The 25,468-nt window shown below is 40.7% G+C and carries 22 protein-coding genes; 6 read left to right on the top strand and 16 right to left on the bottom strand.

Annotation, left to right across the window (positions count from 1 at the left end):
* Nucleotides 1-3 precede the first annotated feature (3 nt).
* From ispG to CDG62_RS05245, 16 genes are all read right to left on the bottom strand, one after another.
* A complete protein-coding gene (ispG, locus tag CDG62_RS05320) occupies nt 4-1,125 on the bottom strand; it encodes a flavodoxin-dependent (E)-4-hydroxy-3-methylbut-2-enyl-diphosphate synthase (RefSeq protein WP_086210453.1) in 1,122 nt (373 codons plus the stop codon).
* 18 nt (nt 1,126-1,143) lie between these two features.
* On the bottom strand, nt 1,144-1,920 hold the full coding sequence (locus CDG62_RS05315; protein ID WP_087528038.1) for a helix-turn-helix domain-containing protein: 777 nt from the start codon (nt 1,918-1,920) through the stop codon (nt 1,144-1,146).
* Entirely contained in the window at nt 1,911-2,711 is an 801-nt protein-coding gene (gene pilW / locus CDG62_RS05310) for a type IV pilus biogenesis/stability protein PilW (protein ID WP_087528037.1), read from the bottom strand. The genes CDG62_RS05315 and pilW overlap by 10 nt, the downstream gene beginning before the upstream one ends.
* Before the next feature lie 17 nt (nt 2,712-2,728).
* On the bottom strand, nt 2,729-3,964 hold the full coding sequence (gene rlmN / locus CDG62_RS05305) for a 23S rRNA (adenine(2503)-C(2))-methyltransferase RlmN (RefSeq protein ID WP_087528036.1): 1,236 nt from the start codon (nt 3,962-3,964) through the stop codon (nt 2,729-2,731).
* 122 nt (nt 3,965-4,086) lie between these two features.
* Nucleotides 4,087-4,518 (bottom strand): nucleoside-diphosphate kinase, encoded by a 432-nt coding sequence (gene ndk, locus CDG62_RS05300; RefSeq protein WP_004697669.1) that lies wholly within the window; start codon nt 4,516-4,518, stop codon nt 4,087-4,089.
* Between the two features lie 110 nt (nt 4,519-4,628).
* Nucleotides 4,629-4,829 carry a Fe-S cluster assembly protein IscX gene (iscX, locus tag CDG62_RS05295; protein WP_004697668.1) on the bottom strand — a complete coding sequence of 67 codons (201 nt, stop codon included), beginning with the start codon at nt 4,827-4,829 and terminating at the stop codon, nt 4,629-4,631.
* A 90-nt stretch (nt 4,830-4,919) separates the two neighbouring features.
* On the bottom strand, nt 4,920-5,471 hold the full coding sequence (locus CDG62_RS05290; protein WP_087528035.1) for a phosphatase PAP2 family protein: 552 nt from the start codon (nt 5,469-5,471) through the stop codon (nt 4,920-4,922).
* A gap of 192 nt (nt 5,472-5,663) precedes the next feature.
* The gene (locus CDG62_RS05285) at nt 5,664-6,944 is read right to left on the bottom strand and encodes a glycosyltransferase family 4 protein (RefSeq protein ID WP_087528034.1); all 1,281 of its coding nucleotides are present in this window, start codon (nt 6,942-6,944) and stop codon (nt 5,664-5,666) included.
* Nucleotides 6,945-7,084: 140 nt separating this feature from the next.
* Entirely contained in the window at nt 7,085-7,501 is a 417-nt protein-coding gene (locus tag CDG62_RS05280) for a hypothetical protein (RefSeq protein ID WP_087528033.1), read from the bottom strand.
* A gap of 13 nt (nt 7,502-7,514) precedes the next feature.
* The gene (locus tag CDG62_RS05275; RefSeq protein ID WP_087528032.1) at nt 7,515-9,821 is read right to left on the bottom strand and encodes a fimbria/pilus outer membrane usher protein; all 2,307 of its coding nucleotides are present in this window, start codon (nt 9,819-9,821) and stop codon (nt 7,515-7,517) included.
* A gap of 15 nt (nt 9,822-9,836) precedes the next feature.
* On the bottom strand, nt 9,837-10,541 hold the full coding sequence (locus CDG62_RS05270) for a molecular chaperone (protein WP_087528031.1): 705 nt from the start codon (nt 10,539-10,541) through the stop codon (nt 9,837-9,839).
* 90 nt (nt 10,542-10,631) lie between these two features.
* Nucleotides 10,632-11,144 carry a hypothetical protein gene (locus tag CDG62_RS05265; protein ID WP_087528030.1) on the bottom strand — a complete coding sequence of 171 codons (513 nt, stop codon included), beginning with the start codon at nt 11,142-11,144 and terminating at the stop codon, nt 10,632-10,634.
* An 875-nt stretch (nt 11,145-12,019) separates the two neighbouring features.
* The gene (locus CDG62_RS05260) at nt 12,020-12,853 is read right to left on the bottom strand and encodes a DUF2971 domain-containing protein (RefSeq protein WP_228254422.1); all 834 of its coding nucleotides are present in this window, start codon (nt 12,851-12,853) and stop codon (nt 12,020-12,022) included.
* Between the two features lie 227 nt (nt 12,854-13,080).
* Nucleotides 13,081-14,097: a ketol-acid reductoisomerase gene (gene ilvC / locus CDG62_RS05255; protein ID WP_086210463.1), complete on the bottom strand. Its 1,017-nt coding sequence runs from the start codon at nt 14,095-14,097 to the stop codon at nt 13,081-13,083.
* A gap of 101 nt (nt 14,098-14,198) precedes the next feature.
* Nucleotides 14,199-14,690: an acetolactate synthase small subunit gene (gene ilvN / locus CDG62_RS05250; RefSeq protein ID WP_004697653.1), complete on the bottom strand. Its 492-nt coding sequence runs from the start codon at nt 14,688-14,690 to the stop codon at nt 14,199-14,201.
* Nucleotides 14,687-16,414: an acetolactate synthase 3 large subunit gene (locus tag CDG62_RS05245; RefSeq protein WP_087528029.1), complete on the bottom strand. Its 1,728-nt coding sequence runs from the start codon at nt 16,412-16,414 to the stop codon at nt 14,687-14,689. The genes ilvN and CDG62_RS05245 overlap by 4 nt, the downstream gene beginning before the upstream one ends.
* Before the next feature lie 810 nt (nt 16,415-17,224).
* Between CDG62_RS05245 and CDG62_RS05240 the strand changes: the two genes are divergently transcribed.
* From CDG62_RS05240 to CDG62_RS05210, 6 genes are all read left to right on the top strand, one after another.
* Nucleotides 17,225-17,548 carry a DUF4124 domain-containing protein gene (locus CDG62_RS05240; protein WP_416232139.1) on the top strand — a complete coding sequence of 108 codons (324 nt, stop codon included), beginning with the start codon at nt 17,225-17,227 and terminating at the stop codon, nt 17,546-17,548.
* 122 nt (nt 17,549-17,670) lie between these two features.
* A complete protein-coding gene (gene leuS, locus CDG62_RS05235) occupies nt 17,671-20,292 on the top strand; it encodes a leucine--tRNA ligase (RefSeq protein WP_087528027.1) in 2,622 nt (873 codons plus the stop codon).
* 216 nt (nt 20,293-20,508) lie between these two features.
* The gene (lptE, locus tag CDG62_RS05225; protein ID WP_087528025.1) at nt 20,509-21,018 is read left to right on the top strand and encodes an LPS assembly lipoprotein LptE; all 510 of its coding nucleotides are present in this window, start codon (nt 20,509-20,511) and stop codon (nt 21,016-21,018) included.
* 9 nt (nt 21,019-21,027) lie between these two features.
* Complete coding sequence (holA, locus tag CDG62_RS05220) at nt 21,028-22,017, top strand: DNA polymerase III subunit delta (protein WP_087528024.1); 990 nt, start codon at nt 21,028-21,030, stop codon at nt 22,015-22,017.
* A gap of 115 nt (nt 22,018-22,132) precedes the next feature.
* The gene (locus CDG62_RS05215; RefSeq protein ID WP_087528023.1) at nt 22,133-23,467 is read left to right on the top strand and encodes a MacA family efflux pump subunit; all 1,335 of its coding nucleotides are present in this window, start codon (nt 22,133-22,135) and stop codon (nt 23,465-23,467) included.
* A gap of 2 nt (nt 23,468-23,469) precedes the next feature.
* On the top strand, nt 23,470-25,461 hold the full coding sequence (locus CDG62_RS05210; RefSeq protein ID WP_087528022.1) for a MacB family efflux pump subunit: 1,992 nt from the start codon (nt 23,470-23,472) through the stop codon (nt 25,459-25,461).
* Nucleotides 25,462-25,468 lie beyond the last annotated feature (7 nt).

The following is a 25,468-nucleotide window of genomic DNA, read 5'->3' as shown; positions in this document are numbered from 1 at the left end:
GATCTACTCAGAAAAACTTGTGCGAATAATCTCTTTAGCTTTAGCGTCTTCAAGATCGCTAACACGTTGACGAACCATCGCTTCGATTTCGTCAACCAACTGATTTGTGTCAATTAAATGGCTCTTTTCACCATTACGATACACCAGTGAACGTGGACTTGCACCAACTACACCAATATCGGCTTCTTTGGCTTCACCCGGACCATTCACTTTACACCCAATCACCGACACATCCATTGGGGTACGAATATCTTCTAAACGCTCTTCTAAGGCTTGCATCACTGAAATCACGTTAAACTCTTGACGTGAACAGCTTGGACAAGCAATGAAGTTGATTCCATTTGAGCGAAGACTAAGTGATTTTAAAATATCAAAACCAATCTTAATCTCTTCTTCAGGTTCCGCTGCCAAGGAAATACGCATGGTGTCACCAATGCCATCCAACAGCAAACCGCCCAATGCAATCGCAGACTTCACCGAACCTGTTCGATAAATCCCCGCTTCTGTTACACCAAGGTGTAAAGGATTATCAATTTGCTGTGAAAGTAGGCGATAAGCGTCCATGGTTAAGAACACATTGGATGCTTTCACTGAAACTTTGAACTCGTGGAAATCTAAACGGTCTAGAATATCAATATGACGCATCGCCGACTCTAGCAATGCCTGACCAGTTGGCTCACCATATTTCTTTTGAATATCTTTTTCCAGTGAACCTGCATTCACCCCAATACGCATAGAAATATCGTTATGGCGTGCTGCGGCCACCACTTCACGGATTTTAGCTTCAGAGCCAATATTTCCGGGGTTAATCCGTAAACAGTCCGCACCCAAGTCGGCAACACGCAGTGCAATCTTGTAATCAAAATGAATGTCTGCAACCAAAGGCACTGATGAACGCTTACGAATTTCACCAAAAGCCTCTGCCGCTTCCATCGTCGGTACAGAAACACGCATGATGTCCGCACCTACATCTGCACAGCGCTGAATTTGCGCCAGCGTTGCTTCCACATCACAAGTTTCAGTATTGGTCATACTTTGAATGCTGATGGGTGCATCACCACCGACATAGACTGAACCCACACGAATTTTGCGAGTAGGCTTGCGTTTAATTGGATTTACAATCATTGCTTTTCCTTGATCCCATTAACGTGACAAGCGGAAATCTGCTTTTCCACCCACGGTATATGGTGACAATGAAATACTTTCATTATTTAAGCTGAGTGACACAGCAGCGGCATCATCGATACGAATTTGGAAAGGAGTCTCGCCAGATAGCTCAAGTGTAGAGGCTTGACGCCCTGTTGCCAGTACTTTCCCAGTTGAATCGACAATATGCACAGACGTAGGACGATTGAACTCAAGCTTCAACTGATCCCCAGTAGTTGCAGCAGCCCCACTCATATTGATGATTTGCACATCAGATTCAGTCTGCGGAGTCGCAGTCTCATCTGTACTACCTGACCAATTCTGAATTGTGCCAAACAACGCTGCCAAAATCGCAATTACAACAAGCGCAATCAGTCCACGTTTCAACCATTTACGGTTACGATCACGGTTAGAACCTGGCAATTTACCCATGATTTTAATCGGAGAATTATTCAATGCATGATTAGGCAATAGTCCCGTGTCATTGGCATAGATGTCATCAAAACGCTGAATAATCGTAGTCGCATCCACTTTGAGGAACTTCGCATAAGTACGATAGTAGCCCTTAATGAATGTTGCTTCAGGAAGTGCCGTGTATTCATCCTGCTCAAGTGCAGTTAAGGTCTTGAGTGGAATATTCAACTCTTTGGCAACGTCGCTTAATTCACGTTTTTGAGTAATACGAATTTGACGAAGATAATCACCTGGACGTTGGATATTTCCTAAAGCATTGCTAGAACCATTCGATTGTGGTGAATTAGGATTTACTTCCATACGGCCTCAGTAGTGTACTGTAATTGCAAATAACGTTTGTATTCTTGACTGTCTGGATACAACGCACGTAGCTGGTTGACCAGTACTTGCGAACCCATCGTGTCATGATTTGCCCGCGCAATTCGGATCCCAATCCAAAGCGCACGTGCATCTAAGTTTTTCTCGCCAACCGCTTGCACAAACTGTTCATAGTATTGCGTAGCTTCAGCATTTTGCTGACGTAAATATGAAATTTCCGCCATTTCGATCATGGCAAGATAGGCACCTGAGTTTACCTGTAGGGCTTGTTTAAAAGCAGCTTCTGCTTCCGTCACTCGACCGACTTGTATATACGCACGACCTAAATTTTCCAATGCTCGATAACGTTGATCATACCCTAAAGTTGAACCTGCAACTTGAAGTTGATCAATCGCGTCATTATAACGCCCAATTTGATATAAATACGTACCGTAGTTGTTACGAGCCTGTGCATTTTTTGGCTCTGCCGCAATGGCATGCTTAAAATAACGCTCTGCCTTTTCCACATTTTGTGGACTGCCTTCACGCTGTAACAACACGCCCATCATCATATTTGCAGATGCATCACGAGAGTCGATATCTAATGCCTGATCCAATGTGCGTTTCGCAGCATCGTAATCATTCGACTTAATATATTCAGCCGCCAATTGCGTTCTAACTTGTACTGCTTTACTTGGGTCACCTTTCGTATTCACGGTTTGGCAACCCACCAAGTACCACACTGACACACCCAGTGTCAGTGCAAGGTAAAGTTTAGAAACGGGTTTTTTCAATTGGCATCCCCCTTATATTATCCTTGTGAACGTAGAATCTCGTTTTTCTCTGCTACTTTCTTTTTCCACTGCTCAGCACGACGTGTTCGATCGGCCACTTGACCAACCAATTGTCCGCAAGCAGCATCAATATCATCGCCACGCGTTTGACGAATCGTACACACAAATCCAGCATCAGACAAAGTTTTTTGGAAAGAAATAATGCGGTTGCGACTTGAACGACCATAAGGCGCATGTGGAAATGGATTAAACGGAATTAAATTAATTTTACTTGGTAAGTTCTTCAACAGTTTAATCATCTGCTGCGCATGCTCAGGATGATCATTCACCCCATCCAACATCACATATTCAATCGTGACATGCTTACGTGCACTTTCATTACCGTCTTTAGCGATATAACGCTGACATGCTGCAATCAACTGTGCCAATGGATATTTTTTATTGATTGGAACCAATTCATTCCTTAGTTCATCATTTGGCGCGTGTAGGGAGATTGCCAATGCGACATCAATATCTTGTGCCAATTGGTCAATTTTCGGCACCACACCTGAAGTCGATAAAGTCACACGGCGCTTAGACATACCATAAGCAAAATCATCTAACATAATACGCATTGAGCTCAATACAGCATCATAATTGAGGAGTGGCTCACCCATCCCCATCATCACGACGTTGGTCACCGAACGCTCACGCTCAGCCACAGGCACATCTTCCATATAAGAATAGTTTGCGACCCATAACTGACCAATAATTTCATCTGGGTTCAAGTCACGCTGGAAACCTTGTTTACCGGTTGAACAGAATGAACAATCCAGTGCACAACCGACTTGAGATGAAATACATAAAGTACGGCGTAAACCACTGCGATGTTCAGCAGGAATCAATACGGTTTCGACCAAAGAGCCTTCGCCCTCACCGACACGAAACACCCACTTACGCGTGCCATCCTTAGAATAGTTTTTATGTACTACTTCAGGCGCTTTAATTTCACAGAGCTTTTCAAGTTTTTCACGCAGTTTGCCTGAGATATTGGTCATCTCAGCAAAATCAGTCACAAAAAACTGATGAATCCATTTCATCACCTGTCCCGCACGAAACTTTTTTTCTCCCATATCTTCGAAGAATTTTTCAAGCTGCGGACGTGACATGCCAAGTAAGTTCACTTTCGCAACAGAATTTTGCTGTGCAGGAGCGGATAGAGATTGTTGCTGTTCAGCCGAAACTGTAGAGACAGCGACCACTTCAGTACTCATGTGTATTACCTAAACCATGTCTAACGATGAAAGGAGAAGCTCAATAAACGAGCAGAAATTTATTCAGGGAATAAAAAAACCAGATAAGTATAATAACACTTATCTGGTTTGAATACTTCGAATTAACGAGTACGTGGAGCAATCTCAGTTTGAGCGAAGAAGTAGTTAACTTCACGATCAGCAGATGCTACAGAGTCAGAACCGTGAGCAGCATTTTCGTCGATGCTTACAGCGAAGTCAGCGCGGATAGTACCTGGAGCAGCTTCTTTAGGATTCGTTGCACCAAGGATTTCGCGGTGAGCAAGAACTGCGTTTTCGCCTTCAAGAACTGAAACAACAACTGGGCCAGAAGTCATGAACGCAACTAGGTCAGCAAAGAAACCACGTTCTTTGTGCTCTGCGTAGAAACCTTCTGCTTCAGCTTGAGTCAAGTGTTTCATTTTAGTTGCAACGATTTGAAGACCAGCTTTTTCAAAACGAGCAAAGATGTCACCGATGTGGTTTTTAGCAACTGCGTCTGGTTTTACGATAGATAAAGTACGTTCAATAGCCATGATTGGCTCCTTAAGTCAATGTAGACATGAAAATTTTGGCGCATTATACCGATATAATGCACCATTTTCTGCTTTTACTCTGTAAAAAGTTGCTTTTTTCGATGCAAGGATTATCGTGCTTCGTCAATCCATGCCATTTGAATTGCTTCAAGCAAACCTTCAGTCGACTTAGTCGGATCATCACTAAAGTCTGGTAAAGCACATACCCAAGCATGTAAGTCTGTAAAGCGAATCCACTGCGGATCGACATCTGGATGAGCTTCATACAACTCAATAGCAATATCAATAGTGTCTGACCAACGTAAGCCCATGGTGGAGTCTCATCACAATGTAGAAGATGTTGTACTGTAACAAACTCTGAAATTTAAACACTAGTTTGTTTGAGGTAAAACTGGGCTTTTTTACAACACGATATTTAAAAATGGTGCACTACAAATTAAAGTGACAGCTACTACCGCACCTATAACAGCCCCGACCAACACATCACTTGGATAATGTAGCCCTAAAATCATGCGTGATGCGGCAACCAAAACAGTAAAAGGCAACATAAGCACCAATAAAACTGGCTGTACGAAGCCCAACAAGGTGCTCACCATCACCGCATGTAAAGTATGACCTGAGGGAAAACTAAAGTGATCGAGAGGTCGCTCACCCATTCGAATCACTTGATGTACCTGATAGGGTCTTGGGCGAATGGTTTTAATTTTTAAGACTTTATAAATTAAAGTCCCGCACAAAGAACCAAGAACCAAATACACGATTTGTAAACTATAGACCAAGCCTTGCAATAACCAAGTTAAAGCCAACATGGTGTACCAGAAGATGCCATCTCCCAACCGACTGATCCGCTTAAAAAAATTGGCTACAGTATTCGAATGGGAAAAATGATTGAGATAGACACAGCCTTTTAAGTCTAAATCTAATATTCTTATTTTTGCAGTTTTAAGATTCATACCACTTCTCCTTAACAACAATGTTGAAAGTTCAGCTGGAAAATCATTGTTCTATGACGATTTAATTCATCAAAATTGCTTTTCTTTAAGCTCATATTAAAGGGTGTTTTTGACAGTTTGATGATTTAAATTAAAACCAATCAAAATCACCCAACTCATCTTTATCACTGACGCTTTTAAAACAGCTATTGTTTAATGTGCTGCCTTAATATTTGCTGCGTGATATAAGGCTTGCTCAAACTGTTTCACAGGATACTGCCAGCCTACACTTTCAATATCCTGTCGTGCTTGAATTCCCATGCATCTAAGCACCTTTTGCTCTGGTAACTGCATAATAGCCTGCATAAAGTGTGCCACCTGTCCAAAGGGACTCAACCACCCTGTCATACCTTCTTTGATATAGCGCTGTGGACTGGCATAGTTATAAGCCACCACAGGTAAGCCACTGGACATAGCTTCGAGCACCACATTACCAAAAGTCTCTATTTGACTGGCAAAAACAAAAACATCCGCACTGGCATAAACTTGAGCGAGTGACTGTCCTGTTAAGCTTCCCGTAAAAATAACATCGGAGCCATTCGCCATCTCAGTTAAACGCTTACGATCCGGACCATCTCCCACAATCACCATTTTCAACTTGCACGATTGCTGCTTCTTGATCTTCAAATAGCTCTGAATGAGTACATCTACTTCTTTTTCTGGAGATAAACGTCCCACATATAGCAACACAGAAGTATTTGCATCTGCTTGCCAACGCTGACGCAGTTGTTCTGAACGATGCTCTGGATGGAAGCGAGTTGTATCTACCCCTCGCCCAACCTCAACCAAAGGGCAAGTCACACCAAAGGCCTTAAGTTGATTTAAGGTGGTTTGACTCGGCACACAGGTGAGTACTGTATGGTTATGAAACCAGCGGAGATAGCTTTCAATTGGCTTGACCAGCAAAGCCAAATCAAAGAAGCGACTAAAGTCATGAAAAGTTGAATGGAAACCACTCGATATTGGAATCTGATGTGCTTGAGCAGCATACAGAGCCGTCAATCCCAACGGTCCTTCCGTTACAATATGGACCACATCTGGTGCGAAGCGTTCAATCGCTTTGCTGACTTTGACATACTGTGGCATGCCAAATTGCATCTCCGTATATTTCGGAATACTTTTCGCCCAGACCAAACACTCTTGTTCAGCCTGAAACTCTGTACACATGTTTTTTTGCATCGGGCGGATCAACTGAATACGGTGCCCCTGTTTTTGTAAACCCTTACATAACTGTAACAATGAATTTGCAACACCATTAATTTCTGGTGACCATGTTTCCGTCACGATGGTTATTTTTAACTTGGGTTTAAGGGTTTCTTCAAGGATAGAGAATTCTTGCTGAAAATTATGTTGATGTTGTTGTTTGAGATAAAACCGCTGTGTTTCTGGAAAATTGTGCTGTTTGAATAATTTTGTTGTCATTGAGCCGATCATGTTATTCCAAACTTTTCTTATTTTCCCTCAAGTTTAGTTAAACTATTTGACAGTTTGATGATAACCATCTTCTTAATAAAAAAGATACCTACTTTTTATAGGTATCTTCTTATCAGCCAAATGCATATAGAACCCTCATATTAGAACATCAAGTTAATATACAAATTGTCTCTATACTCCCCTGCAGGTGTATAAGCACTAGGAGGATCAACCAGCTGAACTAAAACAACAAACTTATTTCGCTCAGTTGCCGGTTGAAAAATTGGAGCATTCCAGCGAGAGGCTGTTGCCCCTGAAATATTCATTTGAGTTCTTAATCTATTGTTTCTCTCATTGATCAAGTAGCTACTCCCTGAAGCACTTGTCAAATTACGTGTATTAAATTTGATTGCGTAATTACTATCACAGGCTACTGAAAATGAAGTGGCTGCTTGACTTAAATAAGAAGCATTCAAGTTGAGTTGTGTTGCTACTAAATTCTCAATTTGACATTGTTTTGCATACAAAAAACCACTTGTCGACAATAACATGATAGCCAGCATAATGACTTTTTTCATATTATTTCTCCTCTCATTGGCACTCGAAGATGATTGTGCGAATATCTTCACTTGTTTGTGCATCTGTCACAACCAACTCAGCATTACATGTTTTAGCATCTGCTGTCTTGATTTGTAACTTATACGTTTTTGGCACTAGACCATACAAAGTAATTGTTCCATCCGAACCAACTGGATAAAGCTCTCCCTCCTCATTATTAATATATAACTCTGAACCCGCTAAAAATGCTTGATTTGATTGACCTTCAAGTGGACGAATCGTCACTTGTTTTGCATGATAAATTGGAAAATCAATGGTATATCCCCGCTGATTTAATGTAGTAATTTGTTTAGATGAGTATGGGATCTTGTCTTCAATAGGCAACTGATCCACATCAAATGAAATATCATATTTCACATAAGGAATAATCTCATGCACAAATGCATAACCTTTACTATTCGTTTTATTTGCATAAGTTAAAGAACGCAAAACATCTATATCTTTATAATCTCCTACTTTCACCAAAGCAAAAGCATTATCTACGCGTTTAGTTAAGCTAAACTTCCCATCCAAAAAGACCATTGCACCTTTATAATTAATTTGAGAGTCACTCGAGTGCTCACCTTGAACATGATATAGATTAAGGTCACCGATATTGGTTTTCACAGTAGCATTGGCATTTAATACAGTTTCACTATCACGATAATCTGCACCAAAATTGTAATCTACGCCTACCTGACTCGAATCATTTTTAACAAATTGCAAATTCGCACTTTTATCTGCAGAAGCACTAAAGTAGACCGACTTATCATCAAAGTTATAACTAAGGGACAAAATCCCACCTGAATCCTTATTATCCCCAAAATTATTAAAATAGCTTAAACCAAATGTAAACCCACTCCTAAAACTCCTATTAAATCCAACAGTAATTAACTTTTGATCTGCTGAATTATTCTGGGTATTTTTATAGTGGCGCTGCTCCGCATAGTTAATATTAAAATTACCAATATAAGGCAAATTACTAATACCAACATATGCCAAATTTTCAAACTTTGGGTAAGTAAAAGTAGATTCGAGATCATCGCCAAGAAAAATAAAATTTCGGTCATTATATTTTGTACTTAACCCTAAAGATACTCTACCAAAATCTTTACTGGCTGAAAGTCCATATGAATAATTAATATCATGAGCATCATCATGTGAAGCTAAAATCACACTATCTAACACTAGATAATTAGACACCCCTTGTGTCCAAGTAAATCCTACATTTTGAATATCTTGACTATAAGATAGATTTGTACCAAGCGTGGTTGAGTTTGAAAGACCTCTTCGATAATAAGTATTTGCAAAGAAATCGCGATAATCCCCACTATCTGTAGAATAATTATATCTTAACTTACCCAAAGCAACATTATACTCACTTAAACCAGAACGAAGTAAACGATTAGTCACCATAATAGGAAAGTTCTGTACACTTCGATTTCCTAACACATCCTCTACCACAATTTGGGCATTGCCTGCTTGCTGAATCTGGGCACCTGTTTGCAATGCATAGTCACCCGGACTAACTCTCTCACTATAGATTTTTGTTCCGTTAATATATAAATCAACTGTTGATGGTATTCGCGCACTGCCCTGTAATACAGGCAAATTCCAATAGATGAAGTCTGGTCGTTCTGTATAGTTCGTTCCCCAGCTTAGTCCTGCAAAACGAAGTGAGTTGATTAATGGATTAGATGCTGTTGTTGTATCCCCCAAGGTAAGGCGTGTCATTTTTTCTGGAAAATCAATATCTAAACTACTACTCAATCGTACAACACCATCCTCCTCTGAAGAGTTTCTATGAATCAAAGAGTTTTTTAATATCCAATAGTCTTTAAAAATCCCTAAATCAACTAAGCTATTAAATCCATCATCATGATCACTATTTGTGGTATATAAGAAGTCATAATTAATAAAACCACCAAAACTTGCTTTCTCTGGTGTTAGGCTGTTATTAATTCCACCTGTATTTTGTGCAAAATATTTTGTCGGAATATCTATTTTTATAGACTGCGAAGCTTCATCAAATTCTGAATTTACCTCACCACCAGAAACCAAACAGTAGTTATCTTTATTCGTTAGTTTTACAAATCCAATAACATCAATATTTCTTTCTTTTAAAATATTACACTCAATATAATACTGATCATCCTTTTGTATGAGGTCCACATCAATTGCATGATCAAGACCATTAATCCATAAATTTGCAATTCTTTCTTCATATTTAACTTCAACTGCCATTACATTTAATGAAATAAAAAAATTAATCAGCAAGAGTGCTTTAGTATTCGTTCTCATAAAAATTCCCCTTACCTAATTTGAGAATTTCAACTCCACTACATCATCATTTTTATCTGAATTAAATTGAATTATATAATTTGTGGATTTTTTCAGTTGAACATCCTTTAAAGCATAAGATGTACTCTTTTTAGCTAACAAATACTTCATTTGCTCACTCTTATAAATGACTTTTTTATTCGTATCTAAGACTTTCAAGTTGCTTATTCTAATATGTGAATTTGCATCATTTTTAACAATTAAACGATCGGAATCGGTACTAAAATTTAACTTTATATTTTCTTGCTGCCCTACAAATAATGGCATATTAAAACTAACTAAGAAGTTAACCACTGAACCTTTAGTCGCTTGATGCATTTCATTAATTACAATTCGCCATGTACCTTCCTGTCCTTGCGATAAAACTGAGTCAATTGGTCGATTAAAGCCTACTCTTATCACTTGCTTTGCATTTGGTTGCAAAATAAAATTTTTTGGATTAATTAATAAAGAGCTATCCACCTCATAAATATCTTCCCCCTTATCATTTTGAGTCCACTTCACTGCATTCACTTCAAAAACTTTTTTTTCTGCTTCATCTTTTGATTCCAACGTAACCGTAGTCGTTCTTTTTTGATCTTTTCCAGAAATGTAGAGTTGAACAGGATCTATCGAAACGCCCGCATGTATTTGTGAAGTACAAAACATAAAAAAACTGCAAATAACCATGATTTTATTCATATTTTATCTTCCTCATTATTTTTATACTAAATAACCCAATCCAATGTCTCCATTAGATTAGGTTATTTTATATACTATTACAAAATTAGTTTAATAAAAAACTTTAATTTTATAAGTATCAGTATAATCACCAGCACGTTGACTTGCGCTAACTGCAGCATTGTTCACGATAACATTATAGCTATCAGTTGAAACACCATCATGATTTGTGTTCCCCCAAGGTATAGGACTAGCTGAACCCACTTTATTCGTTGTAATAGAAGTGAATACTTTATAAGTTGTACTATCTGCCATCAACTTAACGTAAGTTGTAGGGTTAGTACCTGCATTCTCAGTTTCTAAATTGAGTACATATGGAGTATTTGTAGTAATTGTATAGCCAGAGCTTTTATTCCCGCCTTCATGACTCAGTACAATTGGACTTCCTCCTTTAATTTCACATTTTTTTGGTACGTTAAGTTTAATTGGAATATCTTTTTGGCAACCAAGAGAAGTACAATTAGACCATTTATCGCCGCCTCGATCTGCCTCGTCTGCCAAAACTGCCGTAGAACCAGCACCTAATAGTGTTGCAACTAGCGATGCTTGTAGTAATTTATTCATAGCTACTCTCCGAGATTTTTCTTCTAAACCAAATTAATTGTTATGGTGTTTACCCTTAATAAAGCTGGGCCTTACATGGCTACCAAGCTTTTCTTAAGTGTGTGTTTATTCTAATTGTTCTGCATAAAAATCCACCTATGCACCCTTTTTCACTCAAATAGAGAAGCAATACTCAACACTTATAAAATTAAAATTAAAATATTGTTTTTATTTTTATTTTTTAAAAAAATATATTTTTTAAATCCCTAAAATTAGTTACACTAGTTTCAGGTATGCTCTATTTTAGTGCTTTTTTATATTTTAAATAGCCCGCTGTTTTATATTAAAAATTTAGCTTTACATTTCATTACATCTTTATTTGAATAATTTCTTAAATCATTAAAAAATTCATTATTCACCTTTTTTTTACCTTATATTTCCACTAATTTTTCAATACAAGCCGATCGTCTTGCTAAAGAACAAGGTTTATTCATATGCTATTTACCTAGTTTTAGGGATTGAACAACATAACTAAAGTCACATAATCAAGCCTTAAACTTACATGAACCACTATTTTAGAAATCTAAAGTTCACATTAAGAACCCGAACGTAACTATAAGTGCACTTTTTTAAGGGTTTCATTTATTACAGTAAAGCCGATAGATACGTTATTAGTCGAATAATTTTATATAGCTTTTAGTGACATCCAATACAATTTAGTTTTTAGATTGGCATTATTGGAAGCTGCGTATACATCACACTATAAATAAATCAAAATTCTTTTGATTTATTTATACCAGTACTATTAGATTGGTAGCACTTTAGCTAAAAAATTTAAGGCACTTATTCTACCCCTCATAATACTATCTGAAAATAAATACAACATTTACGATATATCATTTGATTTCTTGTTTCATGAGCAACCAACGCTCTACATCTACGCCAACACGATAGAGAGAAATACTTTTTCGTTGACATGTAGCCTTTAGTCTTTCAATTGGATCTGACAATTCTACATCCTGTTGTGCTTTATTTTTCTGCTTCCTCATCTGGTCTCTATAACAATTCTCACCAATATAAATTTCCATAAAAGCTTCTTCTGGTATGTCGCGCAAATAGATTGGCCTTGTTTCTAATTGCAATCTATTCCAAACCAGACCGTCTATTATTTCTTCTTTTTTACTCGAATAGTGATATGTAAAATTTGCACTGCTGATATTTTTAACAATACGCACTTCTTCCTCATAAGCCCAACATACAGACTTATATAGAAAAGCATGTTTTAAAAAACGTTCATGCTTTTTCCAACTCATAACTGAAGAATCCCCTATAGCCATTAAATCCTCATCATTGATATTATTTGTAGCTTTGGGTGCCGTATTTACATATATAATTTCTCCCCGATGTGCTGGAATAATGTATTGCTCATCATTTTCAAAACCTGCTTTGACCGTATCTATTCCAATCACCATTCCTTTATAACAATCTCCATAATGAGACCACATTAGGGGATTTAGTGGTGCACGAGTAAGCGAAAGAACGGCATATTTTCTTGATAGGCGATTTCGGCATACCCCAAAGCGAACAGCTTGAGAAATACTGCCCTCCGTCAGACCTAATGCAGTAGCCTCAAATGGATCATTAAAATCCTCTAAATGCGAAAAACCTAAAGCACACGTTTCCAGAATCTTTAAGCCAGCTTCAAAACTCACATATTTATACAAAATCATTGTGCTTATCCAAATAAAAACCTGCCAAAGCCAATTTTTTATAGCATATAAATCAGCTAGACCAAAAACTTAGTCATCTCTTTATCTACGATTTTGTTTGCTTAAATCCAAAGTACAAAAAAAGATAAAAGCACTGCTTTTATCTTGTTGAGGCACCTAAGCTTAAACATAAAAAAACCCACTCAAATAGAGTGGGTCTTCGCATTCAAATCAACTGATTCAAGAAATTAGTTCTTTTCTTTATCTACGATTTTGTTTGCTTGAATCCAAGGCATCATCGCACGTAACTTACCACCTGTTACTTCAATGCCATGCGCTGCGTTTTGACGACGACGAGCAGTCATTGATGGGTAGTTCAACGCACCTTCTTGAATGAACATCTTCGCATATTCACCAGATTGGATACGTTTAAGTGCATTACGCATTGCTTCACGAGACTGTTCGTTGATCACTTCAACACCAGTTACGTACTCGCCATATTCAGCATTGTTCGATACTGAATAGTTCATGTCCGCGATACCACCTTCGAACATCAAGTCAACAATCAACTTAAGTTCGTGTAAGCATTCGAAGTAAGCCATTTCAGGCGCATAACCTGCTTCAACCAAAGTTTCGAAGCCCATTTTCACAAGTTCTACTGCACCACCACAAAGAACAGCTTGCTCACCAAATAGGTCTGTTTCAGTTTCTTCACGGAAAGAAGTTTCGATAATACCTGTACGACCACCACCTACGCCAGAAGCATAAGAAAGCGCTACGTTACGTGCATTACCAGAAGCATCTTGGTGAATCGCGATTAAGTCAGGAACACCTGAACCACGTTGGTATTCAGAACGTACTGTATGACCTGGTGCTTTTGGCGCAACCATGATCACGTCTAAATCAGCACGTGGAACCACTTGGTTATAAAGAACAGAGAAACCGTGAGCAAATGCAAGCGTTGCACCTTCTTTGATGTTTGGCTCAATCACGTCACGGTAAAGTTGTGATTGGAATTCATCTGGAGTCAAGATCATGACTACGTCAGCTTGCGCTACAGCAGCAGGAACTTCAGCAACTTTAAGACCCGAATTTTCAGCTTTTTTCCAAGAAGTAGAACCCGCGCGTAAACCTACAGTTACGTCTACACCAGAGTCTTTAAGGTTAAGCGCGTGTGCATGACCTTGTGAACCGTAACCAATGATCGCTACTTTCTTAGATTGGATGATAGATAAGTCGCAGTCTTTATCGTAAAAAATTTGCATTGCTGTCTCCGCTAAAATGCTTGGTATTCTGTAATTCCATCAAGGGGTTTATTGTTTGATGAAATCCTCCTCTTTCTCAAAAGGAGGTTGAATCGTGTTAATTAAATAGTTAAAACTTTTTCGCCGCGCGCGATGCCTGAAACACCTGAGCGCACAACTTCAAGAATGGTGTTCTCTGCGAGTGCATCAATAAAACCATCAATTTTTTCAGTTGTACCCGCGATTTGAATGGTATAGGTCGTTGGGGTGACATCCACGATTTGCGCACGGAAAATGTCCGCAGTTCGCTTGATTTCAGCACGTGCTGAACCGAGTGATTTGACTTTAATCAACATCAACTCACGCTCAATATGCGCACCTTCAGACAGATCAACCACTTTCACCACTTCAACCAATTTGTTGAGCTGTTTGGTGATTTGTTCAATTTTATGGTCATCGCCATAAGTTGTTAATGTCAGACGTGATAAGGTCGGATCTTCGGTTGGCGCAACGTTTAAAGTCTCAATGTTATAACCACGTTGAGAAAATAAACCCACCAAACGAGAAAGCGCACCAGCTTCATTCTCTACAAGTACAGAGATAATGTGTCTCATGACGTGCGCTCCCCTTTGCCTAACCACATATCTTGCATTGACTGACCTGCAATAAGCATTGGATAAACATGCTCTGTGCGGTCAACCATCACATTAATAAATACACATTTATCGTTGATTGCCATTGCTTCAGCAAGCTTCGACTCTAGCTCATCCGCATGGTCAATTTGAATGCCAACGTGACCATACGCTTCCATTAATTTAGGGAAGTCAGGCAATGAATCGATATAAGAACTCGAATGACGTCCTTCATAGTTCATATCTTGCCACTGCTTTACCATCCCTAAAGCTTGGTTATTCAAGCAGAGGATTTTTACATTTAGGCCATATTGCTTACACGTCGAAAGCTCTTGAATACACATCTGAATCGATGCTTCACCTGTGATACATACCACTTGTTGATCAGGGAAAGCCAATTTCGCCGCCATCGCATAGGGTAAACCTACACCCATGGTGCCTAGGCCACCAGAGTTCACCCATTGGCGCGGACGTTTATACTTATAATAGTTCGCAGCAAACATTTGATGCTGACCTACATCAGAAGTAATGATCGCTTCACCATTGGTGATTTTATCTAGTGCTTCCACCACTTGTTGTGGTTTCATTACACCATTTGCACCTGACTCATAACGCATGCCATGAACTTTACGCCATTCATTGATTTGCGCCCACCAAGCAGCTATGTCTTCAGGATTTGGTTTAGACACATTCATTTGTTTCAACTGTGTCAACATTTCTTGAAGGACTGGTTCTACCGCACCCACGATTGGGATATGCGCCATGATAGTTTTTGAAATCGTCGCTGGGTCGATGTCAATATGAATCACTTTAGCATTTGGACAGAATTTTGCTGGATTATTGGTTACACGGTCATCGAAACGCGCACCGATACACAAAATCACATCGGCATTGTGCATGGTCATATTGGCTTCATACGTACCATGCATACCCAACATACCAATAAATTGTGGATCATTGCCTGGAAATGCACCAAGACCCATCAATGTATTGGTGACTGGGAAGCCTAGAATATGCGCCAACTCAGTCAACTGTTCTGATGCATTACCTTGAACCACGCCACCGCCAGTATAAATTACAGGACGTTTAGCATGGATCAGCTCTTCAATGGCTTTACGAATTTGACCTGAGTGACCACGATGCGGCGGTTGATACGAACGCATCTTCACTTTTTCTGGGTATTCGTAAGCAAATTTCTCAGCAGGGTTAGTCGCATCTTTCGGAATATCGACCACAACTGGACCTGGACGACCTGAAGACGCGATATAAAAAGCTTTCTTAATAATCGAAGGAATTTCGCTGGCATGGCGCACTTGGAAACTATGCTTTACGATCGGACGAGAAATACCGACCATATCTGTTTCTTGGAATGCATCTTCACCAATTAAATGTGACGCAACCTGACCAGACAAAATCACCATTGGGATTGAGTCCATATAAGCCGTTGCGATTGGAGTCACAGTATTGGTTGCACCCGGACCTGAAGTCACGAGGACCACGCCCGTCTTACCTGTTACGCGTGAGTAAGCATCTGCCATATGACCAGCAGCTTGTTCATGGCGCACAAGGTAATGATTGATTTTGTCTTGTTGAAAGAACGCGTCGTAGATATGTAAAACTGCGCCGCCTGGGTATCCAAATACATGTTCAACGCCTTCGTCCGCCAATGCGCGAACGAGCATTTCACCACCAGATAAAAGTTCCAACGTGATTCACCCTAATCTTTATCACTGCAATGGTGGAAGGCACCAGCAGTGTTTCATTCATTGATTGTCTGCACTGTTATAGCACACATATTTCTTAGTTTTCATAGCAATAGGAAAAAATTCTGATCTGTATGCTGTTTGAGCAATATGAGATCTAAAACGTGTTGGGATAAACACATTTTTTTACTTTGTTCACGGTCTCGGCTAGAAAGCGTGTCCATTGCATGAAATGACACTTTATCGAAGGGTGATCGAGTAAAGGCATATAAAACTAAAGACAGCATTTTTAGGAGTTTCGTGACTAAAGTCAAGTTTAAAAATTAGCTTTTTTTTGTTTATTTACAGAGCGTTTATTTTTTATTCATCGCGGACAAAGGGAACTAAGCCACTTTTCCTATGTTTTTTAGTGCAAAAACAATTAGATTTCTATTCCACTGAATTTACTAATAAAAAAACATAATAAAACCCATAAATAAGTTTAATAAGATATTCACCCAAATTTAAATTCAACATCTATCTCAAGTTTTTCATTTTTAAGTATAGATCAGCATTTGTACATCAGGTTTTAGCATAACCTTCTTATTTTCATACTGTGTCATATCGCATATTTCACGCATTAAACTGAGGATTTGACCTGCAAAATATTTCAAAAAACTCAGATGAAAAACGTGTCAAACACTGCTTATTGTTCTCAAATTGGCATAAAATAACGGCAACGATAAACCCGATAAAATCCAATGACTACGGATATAAAAAGGACAATGGTAGATGAGCATTCAGTTTGCAAAAATAGCAGCATGTTTGGTGGGAATGGGGCTTGTAATGGGCAGCACACAAAGCTTCGCTAAAACTTATTATAAGTGGGTTGATAACCAAGGCTCGACACATTACACCACAACACCTCCACCAAAAACAGCAAAGAAAAAAGGCAAAGTCGATACCTATGGTTGGAAAAATCCTCCACAACCTGCATCATCGGAAGCACCACCACCTGCCAATATTCCAAATACTGTACCAGCCCCTCCCAATGCTGTACCAAGTGCTGCCCCAGCACCAGCGGTTGATTTAGAAAATCAACGACGTGAAGCGAATGAAGCACTTCAACAAGGCCAACAGGTCCGCCCTGCAGTTTAATCATTCCGCGCGATTCCAGATTTATTTTTAGCTTGTTTAATTTCCTGCGCAAAATTCACTTTTAGGTGCATTTTGCGCTATGCTGTGCAACAAACTTTTTAACCATTGTTCTACTTACGTATATGACTACTCACATTGACCCTGAATATCAAGCGAGCGCGATTGAACCTACCGTCCAACAAGACTGGGAAGCTCGTAAAGCCTTTAAAGTTGCCGACTCTGTAGAAGGTCCACGTCGTTATATCCTCTCGATGTTCCCCTATCCAAGTGGCAAACTGCATATGGGTCATGTGCGTAACTACACTATTGGTGATGTCATCAGTCGTTTCCACCGTCTCAAGGGGGAAACCGTCCTGCAACCTATGGGTTGGGATGCTTTTGGTTTACCTGCTGAAAATGCTGCGATTGCACACCAAGTTGCACCTGCAAAATGGACCTTTGAAAACATTGCATATATGCGTGACCAATTAAAAAAATTAGGTCTATCAGTCGATTGGGACCGTGAATTTGCAACGTGTACCCCTGAATATTACCGCTGGGAACAGTGGCTATTCGTACAACTTTATAAAAAAGGCCTTATTTACCGTAAGTTATCTACCGTAAATTGGGATCCTGTGGATCAAACTGTACTTGCGAACGAACAAGTTGAAAATGGCCGTGGTTGGCGTTCAGGTGCATTGGTTGAAAAACGTGATATTCCAATGTATTACTTCCGCATTACCGACTATGCGCAAGAATTATTAGACGATTTAGATACCTTAAAAGATGGTTGGCCACAGCAAGTCTTGACCATGCAACGCAACTGGATTGGTCGTTCACAAGGGATGGATATTACCTTCCCTTCTGCGAATCCTGACGTGTATGCAGACGGTTTAACAGTATTTACGACACGTGCTGACACCTTAATGGGCGTGACTTATGTTGCTGTTGCTGCTGAACATCCGATGGCGCTGAAAGCAGCGGAAAATAATGCTGAACTTCAAGCATTTATTGAAGAATGCCGTATGGGTTCTGTGGCTGAAGCTGACCTTGCCACGGCTGAAAAGAAAGGAATGGCAACGGGTCTGTCTGTGAAGCATCCTGTCACTGGTGAAGACATTCCTGTTTGGATTGCTAACTACGTGCTGATGTCTTATGGTTCTGGCGCAGTCATGGCAGTTCCTGCACATGACGAACGTGATTTTGAATTTGCCAACAAATACGGCTTAACCATCAAACAAGTCATTGATGCTCAAGGCGCAGACGATGCAGACTTTGATGCTACACAATGGCAAGAATGGTACGGTTCTAAAGAGGGTAAATTGGTCAATTCAGCAGAATTTGACGGTTTAGACTTCCAAGCTGCTTATGATGCATTCCTTGCAAAATTAGAACCAACAACTCTTGCAAGCACGAAAGTCCAGTTCCGTTTACGTGACTGGGGCGTATCGCGTCAGCGTTATTGGGGTTGCCCAATTCCAATGATCAACTGTGAAAAATGTGGTCAGGTTCCTGTACCTGAAGAGCAACTTCCAGTGGTCTTACCAACTGATGTCGTACCTGATGGCTCGGGTAACCCCCTGAACAAGATGCCTGAGTTTTATCAAACCTCGTGCCCAAGCTGTGGTGGCGAAGCACGTCGTGAAACTGATACTTTAGATACCTTTGTAGAATCATCTTGGTACTATGCACGTTATGCATCTCCTGATTTTACTGATGGTTTAGTTAAACCTGAAGCTGCTCAAACATGGCTTCCAGTAAATCAATACATTGGTGGTGTTGAACACGCGATTCTACACTTACTTTATGCACGCTTCTTCCACAAATTGATGCGTGATGAAGGTGTAGTACAAGGCAATGAACCATTTACCAACCTGTTAACTCAAGGTATGGTTTTGGCAGACACTTATTACCGTGAAGCTGAATCAGGCAAGAAAACTTGGTTTAACCCTGCGGATATCGACCTCGAACGTGATGAAAAAGGTCGTATTCTGTCTGCGAAATACCAAGGTGATGGTCAGGACGTGATTGTTGGTGGCCAAGAGAAAATGTCGAAATCAAAAAATAACGGTATCGACCCACAAGCCATCATTGATCAGTACGGTGCAGATACGGCACGTGTGTTCATGATGTTTGCTGCTCCACCAGATCAATCCCTTGAATGGTCTGATGCAGGTGTGGAGGGCGCAAATCGTTTCTTGAAACGCGTATGGCGTTTGGTTGCAAGCTTCCTTGAAAAAGGCAATTCAGCTTCTGCAATTGATACTGCTCAACTATCTACAGAAGCACAAGATTTACGTCGTAAAACGCATGAAACCATTCAAAAAGTGGGTGATGACATCGAACGCCGCCACGCCTTTAACACGGCTATTGCAGCGATGATGGAACTGTTAAATGCGAACAACAAGTTTGAAGCGAAAAATGATAATGATGTTGCGGTTGCTCGTGAATCAATTACAACGCTTTTAACTTTACTTGCGCCATTTGCACCACATTTAAGCCAAACTTTATTGGCTGAATTTGGACTGGACTTAACCAACGTGTTGTTCCCAACTGTGGATGCATCTGCTCTCACACGCAATACGCAAACAATTGTGGTTCAAGTAAACGGTAAACTGCGTGGCAAATTAGAAGTGTCTGTCGATGCATCGAAAGATGAATTGCTTGCATTAGCTAAAGCATTGCCAGAAGTTCAACAATTCTTGACGGGTCCAACCAAGAAAGAAATTGTAGTGCCCAATAAATTAGTGAATTTGGTGGTTTAAGGTCTTTGAGCCTCCCTTTTATAAAGAGAGGCTTGGTGGAATTTTATTAGAAATCTCCCTTGCAAAGCATTGCTTCTCACCTCTTTTAAAAAGAGGGGGAAATGATAAACGACAAACAAAACCCAAACAAAGCCCGTTGCCAGCCAACGGGCTTTGCACATACAATCACGACATATTATTTTTCTTTTATCAAAAAGAGCAAACAGAGGACAACACATGCATTTAGGCAAATGTTTGGCAGCTATTGTTTTAACTTGTGGCCTAAGTGCTGGCTTAGTCGGGTGTGGCTTTCATTTAAAAGGCACCAATCCAAGCGCAACGCCGATTGCTTATTCAAAAATGAATTTGGTGCTTCCGAAGAACACCGATGAACTGCATGAAAAATTAGCCATTTATTTAGGTGCATCGGGTGTACAGCTAAGCAGTGGTTCAGATGCCTATGTGCTTCGCGTGCTAGACTATAAACCGCAGCGTTTAGAGCTGAACGGTAAACTGATTGAAGTGTTATTACGCCTCAATGTCACCTTCCGTATTGAAGATGCGCAAGGCCGTGCACTGACTGAACCACGGACCGTAGTTGCAACGCGTAGTTATCAATATAACGTTGAAACCGTCAACACTGATGACCAAGAGAAAAACTATTTAAATCAAGTCATTGTGGATGATGTCGCGCAGCAAATTGTGCGTCAAATTTCACTGAACCGCCTACCACCGGCACAGCAGTAAGGTTTAACAATGAAACTTGACTATTTGCAAGCCTTAAAACGTGTCGATGAAGCTCGCGGCGCGTGGATTATGCAAGGTCAAGAACCATTGCTTGAGCAAAATTTACTGGATGCATTTCGAGCAAGTTGGCAAAAGCAAGAGATTGAACGACAACGACATGACATTAGCAATGTCAATGACTGGAAAAATGTCTTTAATGCGCTCAATAGCTTGTCCTTATTTTCAAGCCAGCTTGCCATTGAAGTTCATGGCAATATTAAGCCCGATGCTAACGCTTTAAAGTTACTAAAAAGCTATATCCAAAGCAATGAGCAAAACTTGCTTTTGGTGGTGATGCCAAAACAGGACAGCGCTAGCCTAAAAACGAGCTTTTTCCAAACCGTTGAAGCCAATGGTGTGCATGTTGCTCTGACCGCGAATTATCCGCGTGATCGTCAACAGATTTTGAGTATTGAAGCAGATAAGCTTGGGGTTAAACTGAGTCAGGATGCATGGCAGTGGTTAGAACAGCACCATGAACACAACTTACTTGCAGCTAAAAATAGCTTAATGCGTGTCAGCGATACCTTTGCTGATGTTGAGCTAATTCAAATTGATCATTTACATGCCTGCTTACAAGACCAATCCCGCTATAGCACTTTCGACTTGAGTGATGCTCTGCTCGAGGGCAATCTGGCACAATCCATTAAAATTTACCAATATCTGATTGCCTCGGGTGAAGCTCTCAGTCTGATTTTATGGAGCATTAGTAAAGAAATGCGTTTACTCATGCAACTGTTTGAGCAACCGCAAAATGCACTGCAACTGGGAATTTGGAAAAATAAAGTCAGCGTCTATCAACACGCCTTACGTCGACTGAACCCGCAGTGCTTTTTAACGTGGCCTAGTCTCTTACTTCGCATTGATGCTTCGATTAAAGGTTTGGGTCATGAAAATGCTGAACATGTCGTGATGCAAGCCATTGCGACGCTGTGTGGAAAATCACTCTTTCCCGCTTAAATTGTAGCAATCAGTCTTTTAAAAATAATAATCATTTCTATTTGTTCAAAAAATTCACGATTTATCCGTATTTCGCTTTTATACTATCTGCAATTCTGTTTACTCCCTGATTCCAATGCAAAAAATAAAAGCTGTCAAAATGGTTATTACGGTACTGTGTGTTGCCGTACTTGCTTATGTCGCGTGGACATACTTCAAACCAAAACAAGAACAACCACAGTATATTAGTGAATCGGTCACTCGTGGTGATCTTGAAAATACAGTATTGGCGACAGGTACTCTAGATGCAACCAAACTGGTGAGTGTCGGCGCACAGGTCTCAGGTCAAGTACAGAAAATGTATGTGCAACTGGGTGATGAAGTTAAACAAGGTCAATTAATTGCGCAAATTGATTCAACCACCCAAGAAAACAGCTTTAAAACAGCAGAAGCCAACATTAAAAATTTGCAAGCGCAGCGTCTACAACAGGAAGCCAATCTTAATGAGGCGCAACTGGCATATAAACGTCAACAGCAAATGTATGCACAAGATGCCACATCAAAAGCAGAATTAGAATCGGCTGAGGCTAGCTATAAAACAGCGCAAGCACAGATTAAGGCCATTGATGCACAGATTGAATCTGCAAAGGTGACTAAGTCGACTGCTCAAACCAATATCGGTTATACCCGCATTGTGGCACCGACTGATGGTACTGTGGTGGCGATCGTGACTGAAGAAGGTCAAACAGTAAACGCCAATCAAAGTGCACCGACCATTGTTAAAATTGCAAAATTGCAAAATATGACCATTAAGGCGCAGGTTAGTGAAGCGGACATCATGAAAGTTGAAAAAGGCCAACAGGTTTATTTCACCACTTTAGGTGATGACAGCAAGCGTTATGCCAGCCTACGTCAGGTTGAACCTGCGCCAGACTCGATTACCGACGAAAGTACCACCAGCACATCAACCAGCACTGCAATTTACTACAATGCGCTGTTTGATGTACCCAACCATGATGGCAAGCTACGTATTGATATGACTGCACAAGTCTACATTGTGCTCGATTCCGCAAAAAATGCCTTATTAGTCCCTTCTTCTGCAATTTCCACTCGTCCTGCAAATACAAAGCGTAACAGTGGTTCAAATACGCAAGCGGCATCGTCGCCACAAAGCAAATCGGACTCAGACCGACCTCAAGGTCCGCGACTTGAACGTCTGAATTTAAATGCAGCGCAACAACAATTGGTCAAAGAAGGTAAAGCTACGCTGAGCGTGGTTCGTGTCTTACAAGCGGACGGCTCAGCTCAACCAAAACAAATTCTGGTGGGTATCAATAACCGCGTCAATGCACAAGTGCTTGCAGGCTTAAAAGAAGGTGATCAAGTAGTGATTGCAGACAGTTCGGAGAACTCTGCAGCTTCTGCCAACAGCAGCAACCGCCGTCGTAACAGTCCACCAATGGGAATGTAAGCATGACCAAAAAAGCCTTGCTTGAAGTCAGCAATTTGGTGCGAGAGTTTCCAGCTGGTGAAAGTACTGTCCAAATTCTCAAAGGCATTGACCTGACCATTTACGAAGGTGAATTGGTTGCCATTGTCGGCCAATCGGGTTCAGGTAAATCCACCCTGATGAATATTTTGGGCTGTCTCGACCGCCCGACCTCTGGGAGTTATCAGGTCAATGGTCGCGAAACTGGTAAACTCGAACCGGATCAGTTGGCCGAATTACGTCGTGAATATTTTGGTTTTATTTTCCAGCGTTACCACCTTTTAGGCGACTTAACCGCAGAAGGTAATGTTGAAGTCCCTGCCGTTTATGCAGGTGCAACACCGTATGCGCGTAAACAACGTGCCACTGCGTTACTGACAGAATTAGGGCTGGGCAATAAAACCCAAAACCGACCAAGTCAACTTTCTGGCGGGCAGCAACAACGTGTCTCTATTGCACGTGCCTTGATGAATGGTGGTGATGTCATTCTCGCTGACGAACCAACAGGTGCCCTAGACTCGCATAGTGGCGTGGAAGTGATGCGGATTTTGCGTGAACTAAATGCCGCAGGCCATACCATTATTTTGGTGACCCATGATATGCAAGTGGCAAAAAATGCCTCACGGATTATCGAGATCAGCGATGGGCAAATCATTGCAGACCGTGTCAATCAACCTAAGCACGACACTGAACTACACAACGACCCTGATGCAGAAACTGCGATTTCAGCCCAACAAGAAAAAAATAAAAGTGTCTCCGCATGGCGTTCCCTGCTCGACCGTTTAGGTGAAGCCTTCCGTATGGCACTTTTGTCGATGAATGCACACCGCATGCGAACCTTTTTGACCATGCTCGGCATTATCATCGGAATTGCATCAGTCGTGACAGTGGTGGCTTTAGGCAATGGATCACAACAGCAGATTTTAAGTAACATCAGTAGTTTAGGCACCAATACTATTACGGTGTTCCAAGGTCGCGGTTTTGGTGATAACTCCAAAACGGCCAACTTTAAAACCCTTGTTCCTGCCGATGCTGAAGCGCTCGCCACCCAACCGTATGTGAGTGCGGTCAGTCCAATGGTGAGTTCATCCAAAACCATTCGCTATCAACAAAGTGAAGCCAATGCCACCATTAATGGCGTCGGTGGCGATTATTTCACAGTGAAAGGCCTGACCTTCAAAAATGGGCAAACCTTTGACCAGCGGAGCGTCCGTGACCGCACCCAAGACGTGGTCATTGATACCAATACACAAAAACAGTTTTTTAGTGATGGCAGTAATCCAATTGGGCAAGTCGTACTTTTGGGCAGTGTTCCTGCACGAATTATTGGTATCGTCGAACCGCAAACCAGTGCTATGGGTTCTGATGACACATTAAATGTCTATATGCCTTACACGACAGTAATGAGTCGTATGCTCGGTCAAAGTAATGTGCGCAATATCGTGGTGCAAATCAATGATAAATACTCCACGAGCGCAGCTGAAAACGCAATTGTGAACCTACTCACCTTGCGTCATGGTCAACAAGATGTGTTCACCATGAACAGTGACAGTATTCGCCAAACCATTGAAAAAACCACCAGCACCATGACCCTATTGGTTTCTGCAATTGCCGTGATTTCTTTGGTAGTAGGTGGTATCGGTGTAATGAATATTATGTTGGTTTCAGTGACCGAACGCACGCAAGAAATTGGGGTTCGGATGGCAGTGGGTGCACGTCAAAGTGATATTTTGCAACAGTTCCTGATTGAAGCCATCTTAGTCTGCCTGATTGGTGGGGTGTTAGGCGTATTGCTCTCGCTGGGTCTAGGACAAATCATTCAAAAATTTGCTGGGGGTAATTTTGGGGTTGCTTACTCAACCACCTCCATTATCGCCGCATTTGTATGCTCGACATTAATTGGTGTGGTGTTTGGTTTCTTGCCTGCAAAAAATGCAGCCAAACTCGACCCTGTTGCAGCACTTGCCAGAGAATAAGGAAAAA

The sequence above is a fragment of the Acinetobacter sp. WCHA55 genome (genome assembly GCF_002165305.2).
Classification (GTDB): Bacteria; Pseudomonadota; Gammaproteobacteria; order Pseudomonadales; family Moraxellaceae; genus Acinetobacter.
Note: the sequence above shows the minus strand (reverse complement) of the source record. Positions and strands in the feature narration are given on the sequence as shown.

Excerpts from the sequence above, each read along its gene's own strand:
- CDG62_RS05285 (WP_087528034.1), bottom strand. The coding sequence starts at position 6,944 with ATGATCGGCTCAATGACAACAAAATTATTCAAACAGCACAATTTTCCA.
- holA (WP_087528024.1), top strand. The coding sequence starts at position 21,028 with ATGAAACTTGACTATTTGCAAGCCTTAAAACGTGTCGATGAAGCTCGC.
- CDG62_RS05260 (WP_228254422.1), bottom strand. The coding sequence starts at position 12,853 with ATGATTTTGTATAAATATGTGAGTTTTGAAGCTGGCTTAAAGATTCTG.
- ispG (WP_086210453.1), bottom strand. The coding sequence starts at position 1,125 with ATGATTGTAAATCCAATTAAACGCAAGCCTACTCGCAAAATTCGTGTG.
- CDG62_RS05265 (WP_087528030.1), bottom strand. The coding sequence starts at position 11,144 with ATGAATAAATTACTACAAGCATCGCTAGTTGCAACACTATTAGGTGCT.
- CDG62_RS05275 (WP_087528032.1), bottom strand. The coding sequence starts at position 9,821 with ATGAGAACGAATACTAAAGCACTCTTGCTGATTAATTTTTTTATTTCA.
- CDG62_RS05315 (WP_087528038.1), bottom strand. The coding sequence starts at position 1,920 with ATGGAAGTAAATCCTAATTCACCACAATCGAATGGTTCTAGCAATGCT.
- rlmN (WP_087528036.1), bottom strand. The coding sequence starts at position 3,964 with ATGAGTACTGAAGTGGTCGCTGTCTCTACAGTTTCGGCTGAACAGCAA.
- CDG62_RS05280 (WP_087528033.1), bottom strand. The coding sequence starts at position 7,501 with ATGAAAAAAGTCATTATGCTGGCTATCATGTTATTGTCGACAAGTGGT.
- CDG62_RS05210 (WP_087528022.1), top strand. The coding sequence starts at position 23,470 with ATGACCAAAAAAGCCTTGCTTGAAGTCAGCAATTTGGTGCGAGAGTTT.
- CDG62_RS05240 (WP_416232139.1), top strand. The coding sequence starts at position 17,225 with ATGGGGCTTGTAATGGGCAGCACACAAAGCTTCGCTAAAACTTATTAT.
- leuS (WP_087528027.1), top strand. The coding sequence starts at position 17,671 with ATGACTACTCACATTGACCCTGAATATCAAGCGAGCGCGATTGAACCT.
- CDG62_RS05270 (WP_087528031.1), bottom strand. The coding sequence starts at position 10,541 with ATGAATAAAATCATGGTTATTTGCAGTTTTTTTATGTTTTGTACTTCA.
- lptE (WP_087528025.1), top strand. The coding sequence starts at position 20,509 with ATGCATTTAGGCAAATGTTTGGCAGCTATTGTTTTAACTTGTGGCCTA.
- iscX (WP_004697668.1), bottom strand. The coding sequence starts at position 4,829 with ATGGGCTTACGTTGGTCAGACACTATTGATATTGCTATTGAGTTGTAT.
- ilvC (WP_086210463.1), bottom strand. The coding sequence starts at position 14,097 with ATGCAAATTTTTTACGATAAAGACTGCGACTTATCTATCATCCAATCT.
- CDG62_RS05215 (WP_087528023.1), top strand. The coding sequence starts at position 22,133 with ATGCAAAAAATAAAAGCTGTCAAAATGGTTATTACGGTACTGTGTGTT.
- ilvN (WP_004697653.1), bottom strand. The coding sequence starts at position 14,690 with ATGAGACACATTATCTCTGTACTTGTAGAGAATGAAGCTGGTGCGCTT.
- CDG62_RS05290 (WP_087528035.1), bottom strand. The coding sequence starts at position 5,471 with ATGAATCTTAAAACTGCAAAAATAAGAATATTAGATTTAGACTTAAAA.
- ndk (WP_004697669.1), bottom strand. The coding sequence starts at position 4,518 with ATGGCTATTGAACGTACTTTATCTATCGTAAAACCAGACGCAGTTGCT.